This window comes from Rhizobium sp. ZK1 (assembly GCF_047782645.1).
Taxonomy (GTDB): Bacteria; Pseudomonadota; Alphaproteobacteria; order Rhizobiales; family Rhizobiaceae; genus Rhizobium.
Genome location: NZ_CP180586.1, coordinates 4,399,583 through 4,416,516, shown reverse-complemented (window position 1 = coordinate 4,416,516; position 16,934 = coordinate 4,399,583). Strand labels below are relative to the sequence as shown.

The 16,934-nt window shown below is 60.5% G+C and carries 19 protein-coding genes; 7 read left to right on the top strand and 12 right to left on the bottom strand.

Annotated features, from left to right (window positions below; all coding sequences use genetic code 11):
* Positions 1 to 3: 3 nt before the first annotated feature.
* From pheS to infC, 4 genes are all read right to left on the bottom strand, one after another.
* Entirely contained in the window at positions 4 to 1,086 is a 1,083-nt protein-coding gene (gene pheS / locus ACK9YZ_RS22200) for a phenylalanine--tRNA ligase subunit alpha (protein WP_216756719.1), read from the bottom strand.
* Positions 1,087 to 1,234: 148 nt separating this feature from the next.
* Positions 1,235 to 1,639: a 50S ribosomal protein L20 gene (gene rplT, locus ACK9YZ_RS22195; RefSeq protein ID WP_007813309.1), complete on the bottom strand. Its 405-nt coding sequence runs from the start codon at positions 1,637 to 1,639 to the stop codon at positions 1,235 to 1,237.
* Between the two features lie 39 nt (positions 1,640 to 1,678).
* Positions 1,679 to 1,882, bottom strand: coding sequence for a 50S ribosomal protein L35 (rpmI, locus tag ACK9YZ_RS22190; RefSeq protein WP_004108077.1), 204 nt, complete (start codon positions 1,880 to 1,882; stop codon positions 1,679 to 1,681).
* 299 nt (positions 1,883 to 2,181) lie between these two features.
* On the bottom strand, positions 2,182 to 2,718 hold the full coding sequence (gene infC / locus ACK9YZ_RS22185) for a translation initiation factor IF-3 (protein WP_216758965.1): 537 nt from the start codon (positions 2,716 to 2,718) through the stop codon (positions 2,182 to 2,184).
* A 179-nt stretch (positions 2,719 to 2,897) separates the two neighbouring features.
* Here infC and ACK9YZ_RS22180 point away from each other — a divergent pair, with 179 nt between their 5' ends.
* A complete protein-coding gene (locus tag ACK9YZ_RS22180; RefSeq protein ID WP_416065193.1) occupies positions 2,898 to 3,695 on the top strand; it encodes an alpha/beta hydrolase in 798 nt (265 codons plus the stop codon).
* Positions 3,696 to 3,904: 209 nt separating this feature from the next.
* Positions 3,905 to 4,504 (top strand): transglutaminase-like cysteine peptidase, encoded by a 600-nt coding sequence (locus ACK9YZ_RS22175; protein ID WP_416065192.1) that lies wholly within the window; start codon positions 3,905 to 3,907, stop codon positions 4,502 to 4,504.
* Positions 4,505 to 4,635: 131 nt separating this feature from the next.
* On the opposite strand, the gene mbfA is transcribed toward ACK9YZ_RS22175, so the two are convergent.
* Positions 4,636 to 5,619: an iron exporter MbfA gene (mbfA, locus tag ACK9YZ_RS22170; protein ID WP_416065191.1), complete on the bottom strand. Its 984-nt coding sequence runs from the start codon at positions 5,617 to 5,619 to the stop codon at positions 4,636 to 4,638.
* 173 nt (positions 5,620 to 5,792) lie between these two features.
* Here mbfA and ACK9YZ_RS22165 point away from each other — a divergent pair, with 173 nt between their 5' ends.
* Entirely contained in the window at positions 5,793 to 6,260 is a 468-nt protein-coding gene (locus tag ACK9YZ_RS22165) for a group III truncated hemoglobin (protein ID WP_416066789.1), read from the top strand.
* A 4-nt stretch (positions 6,261 to 6,264) separates the two neighbouring features.
* On the opposite strand, the gene ACK9YZ_RS22160 is transcribed toward ACK9YZ_RS22165, so the two are convergent.
* The 3 genes from ACK9YZ_RS22160 to ACK9YZ_RS22150 all read right to left on the bottom strand — a co-directional run bounded on the left by ACK9YZ_RS22160 (position 6,265) and on the right by ACK9YZ_RS22150 (position 8,838).
* Positions 6,265 to 7,158: an EamA family transporter gene (locus ACK9YZ_RS22160; protein WP_416065190.1), complete on the bottom strand. Its 894-nt coding sequence runs from the start codon at positions 7,156 to 7,158 to the stop codon at positions 6,265 to 6,267.
* 93 nt (positions 7,159 to 7,251) lie between these two features.
* Positions 7,252 to 7,803: a recombination regulator RecX gene (recX, locus tag ACK9YZ_RS22155; protein ID WP_416065189.1), complete on the bottom strand. Its 552-nt coding sequence runs from the start codon at positions 7,801 to 7,803 to the stop codon at positions 7,252 to 7,254.
* Positions 7,804 to 7,812: 9 nt separating this feature from the next.
* Positions 7,813 to 8,838: a histone deacetylase family protein gene (locus tag ACK9YZ_RS22150; RefSeq protein ID WP_416065188.1), complete on the bottom strand. Its 1,026-nt coding sequence runs from the start codon at positions 8,836 to 8,838 to the stop codon at positions 7,813 to 7,815.
* 151 nt (positions 8,839 to 8,989) lie between these two features.
* Between ACK9YZ_RS22150 and ACK9YZ_RS22145 the strand changes: the two genes are divergently transcribed.
* Positions 8,990 to 9,616 carry an HAD-IA family hydrolase gene (locus ACK9YZ_RS22145; protein WP_416065187.1) on the top strand — a complete coding sequence of 209 codons (627 nt, stop codon included), beginning with the start codon at positions 8,990 to 8,992 and terminating at the stop codon, positions 9,614 to 9,616.
* Here ACK9YZ_RS22145 and ACK9YZ_RS22140 read toward each other — a convergent pair.
* Both ACK9YZ_RS22140 and ACK9YZ_RS22135 read right to left on the bottom strand, forming a co-directional pair.
* Entirely contained in the window at positions 9,598 to 10,116 is a 519-nt protein-coding gene (locus tag ACK9YZ_RS22140; protein ID WP_416065186.1) for a GNAT family N-acetyltransferase, read from the bottom strand. The genes ACK9YZ_RS22145 and ACK9YZ_RS22140 overlap by 19 nt on opposite strands.
* 29 nt (positions 10,117 to 10,145) lie before the next feature.
* Positions 10,146 to 10,715 (bottom strand): helix-turn-helix domain-containing protein, encoded by a 570-nt coding sequence (locus ACK9YZ_RS22135; protein ID WP_416065185.1) that lies wholly within the window; start codon positions 10,713 to 10,715, stop codon positions 10,146 to 10,148.
* Positions 10,716 to 10,847: 132 nt separating this feature from the next.
* On the opposite strand from ACK9YZ_RS22135, the gene tenA reads away from it, so the two are divergent.
* Together tenA and lepA are read left to right on the top strand one after the other, a co-directional pair.
* Positions 10,848 to 11,546: a thiaminase II gene (gene tenA, locus ACK9YZ_RS22130; RefSeq protein WP_416065184.1), complete on the top strand. Its 699-nt coding sequence runs from the start codon at positions 10,848 to 10,850 to the stop codon at positions 11,544 to 11,546.
* 76 nt (positions 11,547 to 11,622) lie between these two features.
* The gene (gene lepA, locus ACK9YZ_RS22125; RefSeq protein ID WP_112705713.1) at positions 11,623 to 13,455 is read left to right on the top strand and encodes a translation elongation factor 4; all 1,833 of its coding nucleotides are present in this window, start codon (positions 11,623 to 11,625) and stop codon (positions 13,453 to 13,455) included.
* 5 nt (positions 13,456 to 13,460) lie between these two features.
* Here the strand turns inward: lepA and ACK9YZ_RS22120 are convergent, their stop codons facing one another.
* The gene (locus ACK9YZ_RS22120; protein WP_416065183.1) at positions 13,461 to 14,507 is read right to left on the bottom strand and encodes a GlxA family transcriptional regulator; all 1,047 of its coding nucleotides are present in this window, start codon (positions 14,505 to 14,507) and stop codon (positions 13,461 to 13,463) included.
* 160 nt (positions 14,508 to 14,667) lie between these two features.
* On the opposite strand from ACK9YZ_RS22120, the gene ACK9YZ_RS22115 reads away from it, so the two are divergent.
* Positions 14,668 to 15,744, top strand: coding sequence for a class I SAM-dependent methyltransferase (locus ACK9YZ_RS22115; protein WP_416065182.1), 1,077 nt, complete (start codon positions 14,668 to 14,670; stop codon positions 15,742 to 15,744).
* A gap of 74 nt (positions 15,745 to 15,818) precedes the next feature.
* On the opposite strand, the gene ACK9YZ_RS22110 is transcribed toward ACK9YZ_RS22115, so the two are convergent.
* Complete coding sequence (locus ACK9YZ_RS22110) at positions 15,819 to 16,868, bottom strand: GH25 family lysozyme (protein WP_416065181.1); 1,050 nt, start codon at positions 16,866 to 16,868, stop codon at positions 15,819 to 15,821.
* Positions 16,869 to 16,934 lie beyond the last annotated feature (66 nt).

The following is a 16,934-nucleotide window of genomic DNA, read 5'->3' as shown; positions in this document are numbered from 1 at the left end:
CCCTTAGACGCTCAAGCCGCCGAACAGCGTCGGCATGTCGAGCGGGCGGAAGCCATAATGGTTCATCCAGCGGACATCAGCATTGAAGAAGTCGCGCAGGTCGGGCATGCCGTATTTCAGCATGGCGATGCGGTCGAGGCCCATGCCCCAGGCAAAGCCCTGATATTCATCAGGATCGAGGCCGCCGTAACGCAGCACGTTCGGGTGAACCATGCCGCAGCCGAGGATCTCCATCCAGTCGGTGCCTTCGCCGAACTTGACGATCGGGCCGGAACGGTCGCACTGGATGTCGGCCTCGAAGGACGGCTCGGTGAAGGGGAAGAAGGACGGGCGGAAACGCATCGTCACGCTGTCGACCTCGAAGAAGGCCTTACAGAACTCCTCCAGCACCCAGCGGATATTGGCGACATTAGATTTCCTGTCGATGACGAGGCCTTCGACCTGATGGAACATCGGCGAATGGGTGGCATCGGAATCCTGGCGATAGGTTTTGCCGGGGAGGATGATGCGGATCGGCGGCTTCTGCGATTCCATCGTGCGGATCTGCACCGGCGAGGTGTGCGTGCGCAGAACCTTGCGCTCACCCTTCTCATCCGGATTGAAGAAGAAGGTGTCGTGCATCTCGCGGGCCGGGTGCCCGTCGGGGAAGTTGAGAGCCGTGAAATTGTAGTAATCGGTCTCGATATCGGGACCTTCGGCAATCGAGAAGCCCATATCGCCGAAGATCGCGGTGACTTCGTCGACGATCTGGCTGATCGGATGGATACGGCCGCGCTCCGCCGGCGAGGAGCGGACCGGCAGGCTGACATCGACCGTTTCGGCTTTCAGCCGGGCGTTGATCGCCGCTTCCTTCAACACCGTCTTACGATCGGTGAGAGCGTCGGTCACCTCGTTCTTCAGAGCATTGATGACAGCGCCGCGCGTCTGTCGCTCTTCCGGGGTCATGGCGCCGAGCGTCTTCAGGAGCTCGGAAACGGAGCCCTTCTTGCCGAGCGCGGAAACGCGGACCCCTTCAAGCGCAGGCTCATCATTGGCGGCGGCAATTTCGGCAAGCAAAGAGGATTTCAGCTGGTCGATATCTGACATTGTCTTCTTTCCGTCCGGATCAGGCGGCGTTCGAAATGGCGGGCCGAGCGGCCGGCGCCAGCACTACAGAGAAAGAAAAACCCGCGCCAGCCCAGACCAGCGCGGGTTTCCCAAAATTCAAAAAAGCGTCAAGCTTGGGAAGCGCTGGTTAACGAACCGCGCCTTCAAACTCATTAGCCGTGCCGGTTTCCTTGAGATACTCAAGGGCCTTCTTGGCGGCAGCAACCAGGGCGCCGAATGCTTCCGGCTCGTGGATTGCCATGTCGGAAAGAACCTTGCGGTCGACTTCGATGCCAGCCTTGTTCAGGCCGTCGATGAAGCGGCCATAGGTCAGGCCGAATTCGCGGACGGCAGCGTTGATACGCTGGATCCAGAGGGCGCGGAAGTTGCGCTTGTTAACCTTGCGGTCGCGGTATGCGTACTGCTTGGCGCGATCGACGGCAGCCTTGGCGGTACGGATGGTGTTCTTGCGGCGGCCGTAGAAACCCTTGGCCTGCTTCAGAACCTTCTTGTGCTTGGCGTGGGCGGTGACGCCTCTTTTTACACGTGCCATTTCATGATCTCCTTAATCTAACGCGTTACCGGAATAGTCTCAGAGACCGTTCGGCAGATAGTTCTTCACGACCTTGCGGCCATCGGGTTCTGCCAGAACCATCGTGCCACGTGCATCGCGAATGAACTTGTTCGTGCGCTTGATCATGCCATGGCGCTTGCCAGCGGCAGCCGCCTTGACCTTGCCGGTAGCGGTGATCTTGAACCGCTTCTTGGCAGAGGACTTCGTCTTCATCTTGGGCATTTTGCTACTCCGTTCTGAGAGCTCCTCACTCGCTTCGTTAAAGAAACCCTTCTGCGAAACCCGGTTTTACGGTCTTCGCCAAAGGCGCGGGAGCGTTTGTTGTTGATCTGCGGGTCCAGTGACGAAACCTGCCCGCAAGCATTCAAAACTGCCACGGCATGCCCTGCCGGTCAGTTCGGACGCGCGCTTATAACCGCAGCGTCATGAAAGTGCAACGGGGCGGATGACGAATCTTACTGCCCCAGGAAACACAAAAGCCGCCCTGTCGGACGGCTTTGAGCGAAAGGATGCGGCACCGGTCACTTCGGCGCCAGCACCATCATCATCTGGCGGCCTTCGAGCTTGGGCTCAGCTTCAACTTTGGCGATCTCGAGCGTGTCGGCCTTGACCTGCTGGAGAAGCTTCATGCCGAGTTCCTGGTGAGCCATTTCGCGGCCGCGGAACTTCAGCGTCACCTTTACCTTGTCGCCTTCGTCGAAGAAGCGACCCATCGCCTTCATCTTCACCTCATAGTCATGGGTGTCGATGTTCGGGCGCATCTTGATTTCTTTGACTTCGACAATCTTCTGCTTCTTGCGCGCCTCGGCGGCCTTCTTCTGGTTCGAATATTTCAGCTTGCCCAGATCGAGGATCTTGCATACCGGCGGTTCGGCATTGGGGGAAATTTCGACGAGGTCGAGGCCGGCTTCTTCCGCCATTTTCAAGGCCTGGTCGGTAGGCACGATGCCCATATTCTGTCCGTCAGCTGTAATCAGCTGAACTTTGGGAATGCGGATCTCCCGGTTCGAGCGCGGTCCATCCTTTACGGGCGCGTCGGTTTTAAAGGGTCTGCGAATGGTCGTATTCTCCTCGCGTTGATCGGAACGTTGCAGCTTCGTGTCCCTCTCGAAGGGGGCACAAACGAGGTCACGTCATCGCTGCAACGGAGTCAATAACACCCTTTAGCGGAAAAATCACCTGCTGTCAGCCTGTCAAGAATCTGTTTTATAGGCCAAAACAACAGGAGTTCTGCCCGATGTCCGATCAAATGACCGTCCTTGTGCCCGAATTCCTTGATGTCGGTGAAGGCGAGGCTGCGCGGCAGATCGCCATGCTGGTGCGCCCGGCTCAGGCCAACACCGATCTTCCCGCCCTCGTTTGGCTATCCGGCTACCGATCGGACATGAGTGGCAGCAAGGCTATCGAGATCGACCGGCTGGCCTCGGAACTGGGCGCGGCCTGCATCCGTCTCGACTATTCCGGCCACGGACTTTCCGGCGGTTCCTTCACGGATGGCACGATCTCGCGCTGGCTGGAGGAGGCGCTCGCAGTGATCCGTCATATCGCGCCGGACCGGATGATCCTCGTCGGCTCCTCGATGGGCGGCTGGATTGCGCTCAGGGTGGCGCAGGAGCTCGCGCGGCATGGCGGGCCGAGGCTCGAGGGCATGGTGCTGATTGCGCCGGCGCCGGACTTCACCTCCGATCTCATCGAACCGAACCTCAAGAAGAAAGAACGCACGTCTCTTGAACAGCGCGGCTACTTCGAGGAACGTTCGCAATATAGTGCGGAGCCCAATATCTATACTCGGGCGCTGATCGAAGACGGGCGTGAGAACCGCGTGCTGACCGGCATCATTGAAACGGGCTGCCCGATCCATATCCTGCAGGGCATGAAGGATGCAGATGTTCCCTATCTGCACGCGATGAAGCTGGTCGAACATCTTCCGGCCGACGACGTTCTCCTGACCTTCGTCCGCGACGGCGACCACCGGCTTTCGCGCCCGCAAGACATCGAACGGCTGCGCAACGCCGTCAAAGGCCTGATCCGCTGAGGGGAAGCCGGTCACTCACCAAAGAATATGCAACTGCCCCAATAGAATGCCATGGTTGAACAAGTTCCGCTCAATCACGCAAAGGTTACGTTGCATTTTAACCATGTCTGCGAGTTGCAAAGTCCTCCCAAGAAGTAACGATTGACTCCTTTCGGCCCTCTCCGTTAACTGTTTGTTAATAAATAAAGGGCGATGCAGGGAAGTAGGGCGTGCGGATCAAGGGTTTCCTCGTGGCCATCATGGCCGTGTTTGCAATGGCGCCGGCCGCTATTCCGGCTCCGAGCAAGAATGCCTCCATGGTGACCGGCAGTGCGACTTCGCAGCCGATCGGTCACTACGACTTCTGTCAGACACACCGCGCCGAGTGCGGCGCCAATCGTAATAGTGGCCCGCTCGTCATGACCGGCGGCAAGTGGGCTACGGTTCGCGCCGTCAACGCGACCGTCAACCGCACCATCACGCCGATGACCGACAAGGAAATCTACGGTAAGGACGAGGTCTGGGCCTATCCGACCACGGCTGGCGACTGCGAGGACTTTGCGCTCCTGAAGCGCCGTATCCTCATCCAGCGCGGCTTCTCGCCCGCAGACCTGCTGATGACCGTCGTGCGCAAGCCTGACGGGGAAGGCCACGCGGTTCTGACGCTGCGCACCGCTGAAGGCGACTTCGTGCTCGACAACCTCGCGACCGACGTCAAGCCATGGTTTTCGACGCCCTATACGTTCATCAAGCGCCAATCGAGCTTCAATGCCGGCCGCTGGGTCACCATCGAGAATGGCCGCGACATTCTGGTCGGCGCTCTGAAGTAACGAGTTTTGAGGGGGACTGTGGGGAGGGCCGGCGAAAGCCGGCCTTTTTCATTTGGGGAGTGCGGTCGCGCTGCAATCGATTCACCGGATCGATTGCTCGGGCTTCGCCCCGACCGCCCTCACCCCGATATTCACGCGTTCCCGATGAAAATGCCGGCTGCCAGCACGAGGCTGCCGCCGACAACCACCTGGAAGGCCGCGCGCAGGAACGGCGTCTCCATATATTTGTTCTGGATGAAGGCGATCGCCCAGAGCTCGAAGAAGACGATGATGGCAGCGGTGATGGTCGCAGTCCAGAATTGCGGGATCAGATAGGGCAGCGCATGGCCGAGGCCGCCGAGCGCCGTCATGATACCGCAGGCGAGGCCGCGCTTGATCGGCGAGCCACGGCCGGAAATCTTGCCGTCGTCGTGAGCCGCTTCGGTGAAGCCCATCGAGATGCCGGCGCCGACCGAGGCCGATAGGCCGACGAGGAAGGTCTGCCAGGTATCCTGCGTGGCGAAGGCGGCTGCGAAGATCGGTGCGAGCGTGGAAACCGAACCGTCCATGAGGCCGGCGAGGCCTGGCTGCACATAGGTCAGCACGAACTGGCGACGCGCCGTCTCATCCTCTTCCTTCTTCACATCCTCAGGCGTGTGCTTGTCGCCCAGCATGCGGGCGATGTCCTCATGGCCCTGCTCGGCGAGCGCAAGATCGCCAAGCAACTGACGGGTGGAGGCATCGGAGGTCTGTTTGATCGCCTCGACATAGAAGCGGTAGGCCTGTTCCTCCATCGCCTCCGCTTCCTGTCTGATCGTATCGAGGGAGAGGTTGGCGCGCAGCCAGTCCGGTTTGCGTTCGTAAAATCCCTCGACATGCTCGCGGCGGATCAAAGGAATTCGCTCACCGAAGCGCTGACGGTGAATTTCGATCAGCGACCTTCGGTGCGTGTCTTCCACCTCAGCCATATCTTCGAACACCTTGGCGGAAGCCGGAAACTCCTTTCGCAGATGTTCCGCATAGGCGAGATAGATGCGGGCATCATCCTCTTCCGAGGCGATGGCGAGCGCCAGGATTTCCTGCTCGGAGAGAGAACGGAAAGAACGTTTCGGTGATCTGAAAAACCGAGCCAGCATAGACAATCTCCAACAATTTAGAATTATTCTAAACTTAAAGGGGCAAGCAGCATGGGTCAAGATCAAAGCCCTGCGGGATTGACAGAATGACGCGATCGACCGATCGCGCTTTGCTGAGACGGCGCGTCAACCTATATGAAGGCCGCGAGCTGCAAGCGGCGCTGGGGTTTATGATGGATAATGAGATACAGGGACGGGCCGCACATGTTGCTGCGATCCGCGAGAAGGCCGAAGCCGAGATGAAAGAGATCGGGGTGGACGAGGCCTTCATTTCGAAGCTGGTAGAGACCTTCTACGGGCGGGTACTGGCGCATCCTGAACTCGGGCCGGTCTTCGATGCGCGGCTTTCCGGGCGCTGGCCCGAACATATGGACAGGATGAAAAGCTTCTGGTCGGCCGTTGCCTTCCGCAGCGGTGCCTATGGCGGCAAGCCAGTGCAGGCGCATCTCGGCGTCGCGAACATGACGCCTGATCTTTTTCCAAAATGGCTTTCGCTGTTTTCTTCAACGCTCGACGACGTCGCGCCGACGCCGGAAGCCAAGGACTGGTTCATGGCGACGGCGGAGCGGATCGCCAAAAGCCTGACGCTGTCGCTCTTCTACAATCCGGCGCTCGACGATCCCACGAAGAAGACGGGCTGATCCTTCATTGCCTTGCCGAAAAGGTCGCACCGGTGCTTGCGGCCACGACCAAGGCCGTTCCGGCCATCTGCAGAAGCGTCATGGGCTGCATCAGGATGATGAAGCCTGCGAGCGCGGCAACCGCCGGCTCGAGGCTCATGAGAATGCCGAAGGAGGTTGTCGGCATGCGCCGCAAGGCGATCAATTCCAGCGTGTAGGGCAGCAGCGGCACGAGAATGGCAAGGCCCGCCATTTCGATCACACCGGAAGCATCAAGCTTCGGCACGGCACCGGCAAAACCGAAGGGTGTCGCAACCAAGGCGGCGACCATGAGCGACATGGCAAGCCCGTCCAGCCCCTTGAAGCTTGCACCGATCTTCTTCGTCAGGACGATATAAATCGCCCAGCCGGTTCCCGCGCCGAACGCGAAGAAAACACCCAAGGGATCGCCAACCCAGCCTTCGCCATCATGAGCGAGAGCCAGAACACCGAGCGCAGCAACCAGCGGCCAGACGAGACGCCGGCCGAACCCATAGCCGATGGTTGCCACAGTAAGCGGGCCAAGAAAATCGATCGCCACGGCAAGACCGAGCGGAATGCGCTCGATGGCCGAAAAGAAGCTCATGGTCATCAGCGCGGTCGTCGTGCCGAGGACCAAGGCGCTTTTCCATTGGTCGCGGTTGTAGCTTGACATGCGCGGGCGCACGACGACGGCCAGAATGATCGCTGCAAAGGCAAGGCGCAGCCAACTGGCGCCAGCCGGCCCGTAGGCGGAGATGGCAGAGGAGGAAAGGGCTGCACCGAACTGGATTGATGACATGGACATGAGGCACATCAGCCCGCCAGCCGCTACGCCGCCAAATGCTGATGATGTCTGCGCGGCGATGGTACCCGCTTCGGCGTTCGTTCTGTCTTCCATTGATGTCTCCGGTTGCGCGCTCTTCATACGAAGGCAGCTTGCGGGCGACAAATTCAAACTTCTGATCGGGGCAGCAAAAGGCTTGATGCGATATCAGAGACGACCGGCGAGGATCACCTCTTCGGCATCCTCAAAGCTCATCTCGAAGACCTTCCTGCCGATCTCGAAGCCGAAGCCGTTACGGGCGAAGGCCGAGAGCTCCTTCGCCTTCCGTTTTTCATCAAGCTCGACGCGGCGGAAGGGGCCGAAGGCGCGTTTGCGGGCGAATATCGCAGCAGCATAGAGATCGTCAGCCTCTTCGAGCGCAGCCTCAACCCTGTCGCTGGGGACACCCTTGACCGCAAGCTTCTGGGCGATGGCGCGTTTCGACTTGCCGCTGCGCATGGCGGAACGCGTGCTGATTTCGGCATAGGCGGTATCGTCGATCGCCTTGTTGTCATAGGCGAATTTGACGGCGAAATCGGCAACAGCCTTGACCTGGGCTGCGCTGATATCCTCGAACTTCTCCTTTGCTTTGCGGGTGATGGCGTCAAAGAGCTGCTTTTCCGTCATCATGCGCCGCTCGAGGCGGTAGATGGTCGAATTGCGCGCCCAACTCAGCATGCGGGGCGTCGGGATATCGGATGAGATGGTCTCCTCGGTCATCGGCAGTGATCAGGCTTCCATGCCCTTGAGCACATTGGCGACGTTAAAGCCGATTTCCGGCACCCCATAACCGCCTTCCATGCAGGTGACGACGGGCAGGCCAAAAGCGGAAATCATCTCGCCTATGCGGATGAAATCCTCTGATTTCAGCGTGAAGAAGGAAATCGGATCGCGCTCGAACGTATCGACGCCAAGGGCCACGACGATCGCCTCCGCACCGAAGACCTTGATGCGGGAGAGCGCATCGGCAAGCGCTGCCGACCAGACATCAAAGCCCGTGCCGCGCGCCATTGGGTAATTGCGGTTGGCACCCTCGCCCTCCCCTTCGCCCACTTCATCGGCATGGCCGAGGAAATAGGGAAAGGCGTGGATGGGATCGCCATGCAGCGAGGCAGTGAAGACGTCGCCGCGGCGATAGAAGAGATCCTGCGTACCGTTGCCGTGGTGGAAATCGACATCGAGCACGGCAATCTTCCCGGCGCCGTGATCGAGCAGGCGCTGGGCCGCGACGCCGGAATTGTTGATGAAGCAATAGCCGCCGAAGAGATCGATGCCGGCATGATGGCCGGGCGGGCGGCAGAGCGCGAAGGCAAAGCGGTTGCCGGCGTCGAGCCAGTCCGCAGCCGTGATCGCGCAGCGCATCGAAGCAAGCGCTGCCTCATAAGACCCCTTGCTGATGGAGGTATCGGCGGCATTGGCATAATGGCCGATCGCGCCGACGATATTTTCGGGCACCCGCTGGCTGGTGCGGCGGACGGGAAAGGAGTTGGCGATCGCCTCGCCTTTATATCCTGCCGCCACCCAGCGATCCCAGACCGTTGCCAGGAATTCCAGATAGGCCGGATCATGCACCTTGCCTGCCGTTTCGAGGCCATGGGTCTCCGGCGCGACGACATCCGAAAAGCCTGCTTCCTTGACCGCAGCAAGGATCCATTCGGCCCGGAACGGCGCCTCGAAGGGCGTCACGAGCTGACCGTCATGCAGCTCGGTCTTCGCATCACGCAGCTTGTGGTCTTCGGAATAGATGACGCGCACTGAACTCCTCCGCAAATCAGCTTCTTGGACTCAAGCCTTACACATGCCCGTCGGAAGAAAAAAGCGCTGAACGCGCCTTGATCGCTGATGATGATGACGCCACGTTCAAGCCGATTTCAGAATGCGTCCCTTTTCCTTACGAGATTAACCCATGAAAATCCTGATGGTCGATGTCGATGGTGTGCTGGTTCACGGGCGACCGACGGACGGTCTGCCGCTCTTTACCTACCTTGAGCGCGATCTTGGCTTGGCGCCGTCCTTGCTTCAGCAGGAGTTCTTCAAGCCTTATTGGGTCGGGATCGTCACGGGACAGGAGCCGATCGAGCCCCGCCTGACGGAGGTTCTCGACCGCATCGCCCCGCATCTCACCACCGAGAAACTGCTCGACTACTGGTTCGAAAACGACTCCCGCCTGGACCGGCAGCTGCTCGCCGACCTCGCCCGCCTGAAGGACGAAGGCACGCGTCTTTATCTTGCCACCAATCAAGAACACAGGCGGGCGGCCTATTTGCGCGACGTGCTCGAACTCGGCGCGCTTTTCGAAGGCATCTTCTATTCCGCAGCGCTCGGCAGTCGAAAGCCTGAAAGCGACTTTTTCCGCCTTGTGACCGATGGGGTTGGCGTCGCACCGCATGAGATCGGCTTTATCGACGATGTCGAAGAGAATATTGCGGCCGCCGCGCAATTCGGCTGGAGGGCCTTGCATTGGACGCCAGCGTCAGCGCTTGCAGATGCCATCGCCGCGTTTACGCAGAATGCTCAGGCGACCCGCTTGTAGAAGAAAGTGGTGGCGCAAAGCCCGCCTTCCGGCCACAGCGCGTAATCGGGGATAACGCCGACGCGCTCCCAGCCGAGGCGCGGATAGATCGCTTCGGCATCGCTGCCGGTTGCCGTGTCGAGGACGAGGATCGTCTTGCCGCGGCGGGCCGCTTCCTGTTCGGCCATTTCCATCAGCAGGCGCGCCAGCCCATGGCCGCGGGCAGAGCGATGGACGAGCAGCTTCTTCAGATCGCCGCGATGCGGCTGGTTCGGCATCTGCGCAGCGCCGACCTGCACGGTGCCGACAATCTTGCCGTCCACTTCAGCCACAAAAAGCAGCGTGGCATCATCAGCCACGGCCTCGGCGACGCCACGCCAGTAGGGTTCGGCATCAGCCGGGGTATAGGGCTGCATGAAGCCGACAGAGGCGCCGCCATTGACGCAATCGGCCAGCACCTCGCAAAGATCGGAAATGGCGGCGTGGGCTTCGGCGGCGGAGAGAAGACGGATAGTCGGCATGATGGTCTCCTGATAAATGAGCACGTGATTTAGTAGTCGCCGCGGGCCAGCACGACGCAGTAGCGTGCCGGCGCATGACCCGGATTGTGAAAGACATGGCCGTCGCCGACCGGCATGAAGAGACAGTCTCCGGGCTTGAGACGATGAACGGTTTCACCGACGGTCATTTCCAACTCGCCATCGAAGAGCCAGACATGCTGTGTCATGCCGCGGCTGGCAGCATGCGGCGGGAAACTGACGCGCGCACCGGCCGGAAACTCGACATCAACGATATCGACATCCGAGGCTGTGCCCGGCGGCGAGACGGCGCGGCGCATATAGCCGGTTTCGGGATCGCGCCAGACCTGTTGGTCCTGACGACTCGAGAGCGGTGATGCTTCCTGCCCTTCATCGGCAAAAAACTCTGAAAGCGACAGGCCGAGCGCGGCACAGACCCTCGCCAACAGCGAAGCCGTCGGGCTCGCTTCCGCGCGCTCGATGCGGGAGATCATCGCGCGGCTGACGCCGGAAGCAGTAGCGAGATCATCCAGTGTCAGTCCCTTTTCCGTCCGCAGCGCGCGAACGCGGAGGCCGATTGCCTGCTCGAGTTCGTGTTCCATGTTTCGATCCTCGATTCTACTATAAGAGAAATACAGGATCTAATGATGGAATCAAGTCCCGGCGAGCCGCCTTGCTTTCACCATGGCGCCGTCGATATATGGCAACGGCATTCACGAGCGGAGAAAAGCACCATGGACGGAATCACGCACGGCACTGAGACGACAGAAAGCTTCACCGCCGTCGCCTGGGACCGGATCAAGCCTATCATGGCCGAGATCGAGCGATTGCCGCTGCTGGAACGTCTCTCTGACGGTACGCTGCCGCCGGAGGTTTTCCGCCATTACATACTGCAGGATGCGATCTACCTGAAACATTATGCCCGGTGCCTTGCGATCGTCGCGGCAAAGGCGCCCGACAATGCGCAGGTACTGCGTTTCCTCGGTTCGGCACAGAAGGCGATCACGGTCGAGCAGGGCCTGCATGCCGGTTTCCTCACCCAGTTCGGCATTTCCAGCGCTGACGTGACGGCGGCAGAGCCCTCGCCATCCTGTCTCGCTTATACGAATTTCCTGCTGGCGACGGCCTATCACAGCTCCTATGCTGTCGCGCTTTCCGCCATCCTGCCGTGCTTCTGGATCTACTGGCATGTCGGCGAAGGCATCAAGGGCAGGCCGGCGATCGAGGGCAACGTCTTCCAGGCCTGGATCAACACCTATGGCGACCCGCAATTCGCAGCCGGTGCGCGCGAAGTGATTGCCTTGACGGATATCGCCGCCCGCGCCGCCTCGCCGGTGGAGCGCCAGCAGATGATGGATGTTTTCGTGCGTGCCTCCCAATATGAATGGATGTTTTGGGATTCAGCCTGGCGGTTGGAGACCTGGCCGGTCTGAGCCACACGCCACAGTCTGCAAAATACGGTAAACCCCGGTAGAATTACCGCTTTGCGGGCGATCTGCGCGCTGCTATATGGCGCGCATGAGCACCAATTCGACGACTCCGCTATCCCATATCCGCAACTTCTCGATCGTGGCCCATATCGACCACGGCAAATCGACGCTTGCCGACCGCCTCATCCAGACGACCGGCGGCCTTGCCGAGCGTGAGATGTCCGAGCAGGTGCTCGACAATATGGATATCGAGCGCGAGCGCGGCATCACCATCAAGGCACAGACCGTGCGCCTGCACTACAAGGCGAATAACGGCGAAACCTATGTGCTGAACCTCATCGACACGCCCGGCCACGTCGACTTCGCCTACGAAGTCTCGCGCTCACTCTCGGCCTGCGAAGGTTCGCTGCTCGTCGTCGACGCGTCGCAGGGCGTCGAAGCCCAGACGCTCGCCAACGTTTATCAGGCGATCGACAACAATCACGAACTCGTCACCGTTCTCAACAAGATCGACCTGCCGGCGGCCGAGCCCGACCGCATCAAGGAGCAGATCGAGGAAGTGATCGGCATCGATGCATCTGAGGCAGTGCTGATCTCGGCCAAGACCGGCCTCGGCATTCCCGACGTCTTGGAAGCCATCGTCCACAAGCTGCCGGCGCCGAAGAGCCCCGGCGGCGAAAAGGCGCCGCTAAAGGCACTGCTCGTCGACAGCTGGTACGATACCTATCTCGGCGTCATGGTTCTGGTGCGCGTCATCGACGGCGTGCTGTCCAAGGGACAGACGATTCGCATGATGGGCACGGATGCCAAGTATCAGGTCGAGCGCGTCGGCGTGCTGACGCCGAAGATGGTCAATGTGGACAGCCTCGGCCCAGGCGAAATCGGCTTCATCACCGCTTCGATCAAGGAAGTGGCCGATACGCGCGTCGGCGACACCATCACCGAAGACAAGCGCCCGACGGCCCAGGCGCTGCCGGGCTTCAAGCCGGCGCAGCCGGTCGTCTTCTGCGGTCTGTTTCCGGTCGATGCAGCCGACTTCGAAGACCTGCGTGCCGCGATGGGCAAGCTTCGTCTCAACGACGCATCCTTCTCCTTCGAAATGGAATCGTCGGCGGCACTCGGCTTCGGCTTCCGTTGCGGTTTCCTCGGACTGCTGCATCTCGAAATCATTCAGGAGCGCCTGGAGCGCGAGTTCGACCTCGACCTGATCGCGACAGCTCCTTCTGTCGTCTATCAGCTGACGATGACCGACGGCAGCGAGCGCGAGCTGCACAATCCGGCCGATATGCCCGATGTCGTCAAGATCGCCGAAATCCGCGAGCCGTGGATCAAGGCAACGATCATGACACCGGACGACTATCTCGGCGGCATCCTGAAGCTCTGCCAGGACCGCCGCGGCATCCAGACCGAGCTGACCTATGTCGGCACCCGCGCGATGGTAACCTATGAGCTGCCGCTCAACGAAGTTGTCTTCGACTTCTACGACCGGCTGAAATCGATCTCCAAGGGCTATGCGTCCTTCGACTATCACCTCGAAGGCTACCGCGAAGGCAACCTAGTCAAGATGTCGATCCTCGTCAACGGCGAACCGGTCGACGCACTCTCGATGCTGGTGCATCGCGCCGCCGCCGAAAAGCGCGGCCGCGACATGTGCGAGCGGCTGAAGGAGCTGATCCCGAAGCACATGTTCAAGATCCCGATCCAGGCGGCGATCGGCAGCAACGTGATTGCCCGCGAAACCATCTCCGCCCTTCGCAAGGACGTGACCGCCAAGTGCTACGGCGGCGACGCCACCCGCAAGCGCAAACTTCTGGAAAAGCAGAAGGAAGGCAAGAAGCGGATGCGGCAGTTCGGCAAGGTGGAAATCCCGCAGGAAGCGTTTATTGCGGCGCTCAAGATGGGCGACGAGTAAGCGCCTCAGCCTTTTGACGGTCGCGCATAATCGGGCACGCGAAACCTGCGGCGATAGCTGCCGGGTGTCAGACCTGTCATACGCTTGAAGAGCCTGCGGAAAAACGCCGGCTCTTCATAGCCGACCTGCCAGCTGATCTCGTCGACAGGCGTATCCGTGCGCTCCAGCCGCCGCTTTGCATCCTCCACTCTCAAACGCTGAACATAGGCGATCGGACTGACACCGGTCGCCTGGGTGAAGCGGCGTTTGAAAGTGCGCTCTGTCAGGCCGGCATGACGGGACATTTCCTCGATGGGATTGGCGACGGAGAAATGGCTGGAAAGCCAGTCCTGCGCTATCTGGATCGCTGTGTCACCATGACCTCTGCGTCCCTCGAAGACGATATAGGGCGCCAGCCCATCCTGATGCCATTGCAACGCGAAGAAACGGGCAATCGCCTGCGCGGCCGAAGCACCCGCATGGCGGGCGATCAGGTACAGGACCAGATCATGCCAGGTCATGGAGGCACCGGAACTGATCAACTCTTCCCGCCTACCGCAGACCACGAGCACACGCTCCGGATGGACGGGCACCTGCGGAAAGCTGGTCCGGAAGGACTCGGCATAGCCAAAATGCACTGTCGCATCCATGCCATCAAATAACCCGGTCTCGGCCAGCAGAAAGAGGCCCGAACAGGCCGAGCAGATCAGCGCGCCGCGGGCATGCATGGCACGCACCCATTCGACAAGTTCCGGATAACGTCCCTTCTCCCATCCGCCCGATGGCAGCAAAACGGAGGGGACGATGATGATATCCGTATGGTCGAGAGATGAGATGCTGCGCTGGACGGTAATCGGGAGGCGGCTTGCAAGTTCCAGCGGCTCCGCGGATGTGCCGACGATTTCCACTTTGAAGGGCGCCCGACCGGCAAGGACATCGCTCGCTGCCGGCAAGACCGCAAAGGCATTCATCACATCGAAAATGCCGCTCAGCGTCGATACGACAGCCTCGGGAATGGCCACGAGGCTGACATGAAGCGACCTGGAAGCGACGCGGTCGGCACCGGATTGCATCTCATCCCTCCGGAAGGAACAGCCGCGCTATTCGTCTCTTTTGCCTACACCGGCGCAACGATTGGCGCAAATGGCCCGCTTCTGGCTCATGCCGCTCTGCCACAAGGCCCCCGCTGCTGTCATTCCATTTCCATTCTGAATGTTTCGACAGGAGAAGGAAATGGACCAGATAAAAAACAACACTATAGATGCGGCCAAACTCGATCTCATCGTCTCGCGGGCAATCGGCGACCTCTCGGCCGGCTATGGCGGCGTGATGGTGAGCATCGGCCACCGGCTCGGCCTCTATAAAGCGATGGCGAAGGCCGGGTGGATCAGTTCGCACCAACTTGCGGCCATCACCGGCTGTGCGGAACGGTATATCCGCGAATGGCTGGGTTCGCAGGTGGCAGGGGGCTATGTGATCTATGATGCGGCAAGCCACAGCTATGAACTGCCGGCAGAGCATGCGCTGGTGCTGGCGCAGGACGACAGCCCGGTCTTCATGGCTGCGGCCTGGGCAATTCCGGCTTCAATGTGGGCTGATGAGGACAAGGCGCTGGATGCCTTCCGCACGGGCGCCGGCATTCCCTGGGGCGATCATGACGGCAGGCTCTATTGCGGCGTGGCATCGCTCTACCGCAATGCCTACAAGGCAAGCCTTGTCGCCGAATGGCTGCCGGCTCTCGATGGCGTCATCGAGAAACTGAAGGCTGGCGCTCTGGTCGCCGATGTCGGCTGCGGCCACGGTCATTCAACGGCATTGATGGCCGAAGCCTTTCCGTCATCGCGCTTCCGTGGTTTCGATTCGCATCAGGAATCGCTCGATAAGGCCCGGCAGGTTGTTGCTGCGGCGGGCGGGACAGAGAGGGTCACATTCGAGACGGCGCGGGCGGACGCCTATTCCGGTTCGGATTACGATCTCATCTGCTTTTTCGATTGCCTGCACGACATGGGCGATCCGCTCGCCGTCGCGAAACACGCGGCCAGAACCATCGCCCGCAACGGAACGGTGATGCTGGTCGAGCCCTATGCGAAGGATGGCGTGGACGACAGTATCTCGCCGGTCGAGCGCATGTATTATGCCGCCTCGACGACGATCTGCTGCGCTCATGCGATCTCTGACGGCGGCCATATCGTGCTTGGCGCACAGGCCGGCGAGAAAAGGCTGGCCGAAATCTTCCGGAAGGCCGGTTTCACGCGGTTTCGCCGAGCGATGGCAACGCCGTTCAACCTCGTGCTGGAAGCGCGACTCTGATCCTTGCGGTCGGAGCCGAATGCCGCAGGGCTGCCATCGTCAGTTCTGCGGCATCTTTGTACGGGGTGAAATTCTTAGAGGCCGGCTACCCAGCGGTGCCATTCTTCCTCGCTGCCGCGGAAGACATTGAGGTCGATGCGGCCCTCGACGCCATGCGAGAGGCCGGAGCCGGAATATTGCCAGAAGAGCCACTTGCGGCCCGGATAGACCTTCGAAGGATGCTCGGCGACCGCGCGCAGCCAGAAGTGATAGTTCTGGAAGGCGCCTTCGAGATTGTCGGCGTAGAAATCCGGGGCCGTATAAATAATGGGGCGCTTGCCGTAGTGCCGCTCGATCTTCTCCATGAACACCTGCATTTTTTCCAGCACGCGGGCGCGCGAAAGCTTCACCTTGCAGCTCGATTCGCCGTTCCACTCGACATCGATGACCGGCGGCAGTGCATCCGGATCCCGCGGGACGTTGCGGATGAACCAGTCGGCCTGCTCGCCGGCCGTACGGCACCAGTAGAAGAAGTGGTAGGCGCCGCGCTTGATGCCGGCTTCCTTGGCGCGCCGCCAGTTGGTCTTGAACATCGGGTCCAGATGGTCGCCGCCATCGGTCGCCTTGATGAAGGCGAAGTTCGCGCCGCGGGTTCTAAGCGTTTCCCAATCTATGTCACCCTGCCAGCGGGAGACGTCGACGCCGTGGACGGCCAGCTTGCGCGGCGAGGTCCTGCCAAAATTGATCGGCTTGGCGTCGCGGAAACCATAGCCGTAGACGCGTGAGCGGCCGCGCGTCGGCGGCTCGATAGCGGGTGCCGCCGCCATGGCGAATTCGACGGGGCGATCGCTTGGAACCGGCATACCCGGTTGCGATGTGGCTGAAGGCGTCACTGCCGAGAAGGCCCTGGACTCCGGCACGGGGGCTCCCCAGGCAAGGCTTGTCTGCGGAGTGGCATCGTCCGCATCGATCGCGGCGACTGTGGCCTGCGGCACAGGTGCCGGCGGCGGGGTGACGGAAGCCGTGATTTCCTTGGAAGGCTTCGGTGTGACGCCGGCGGCAAGATTCTCCGGACCGGAAGCCGACGAGCAACCCGCCAGAGCGAGGCAGGCAACGAGGATCGCTGGGACAGCCGTGGAACGCATGAGCACCCGTAAGCAAAACAAGAACCAGGGTGCTTCAGCTACTCGGGAAGACACCAATCCGGAATA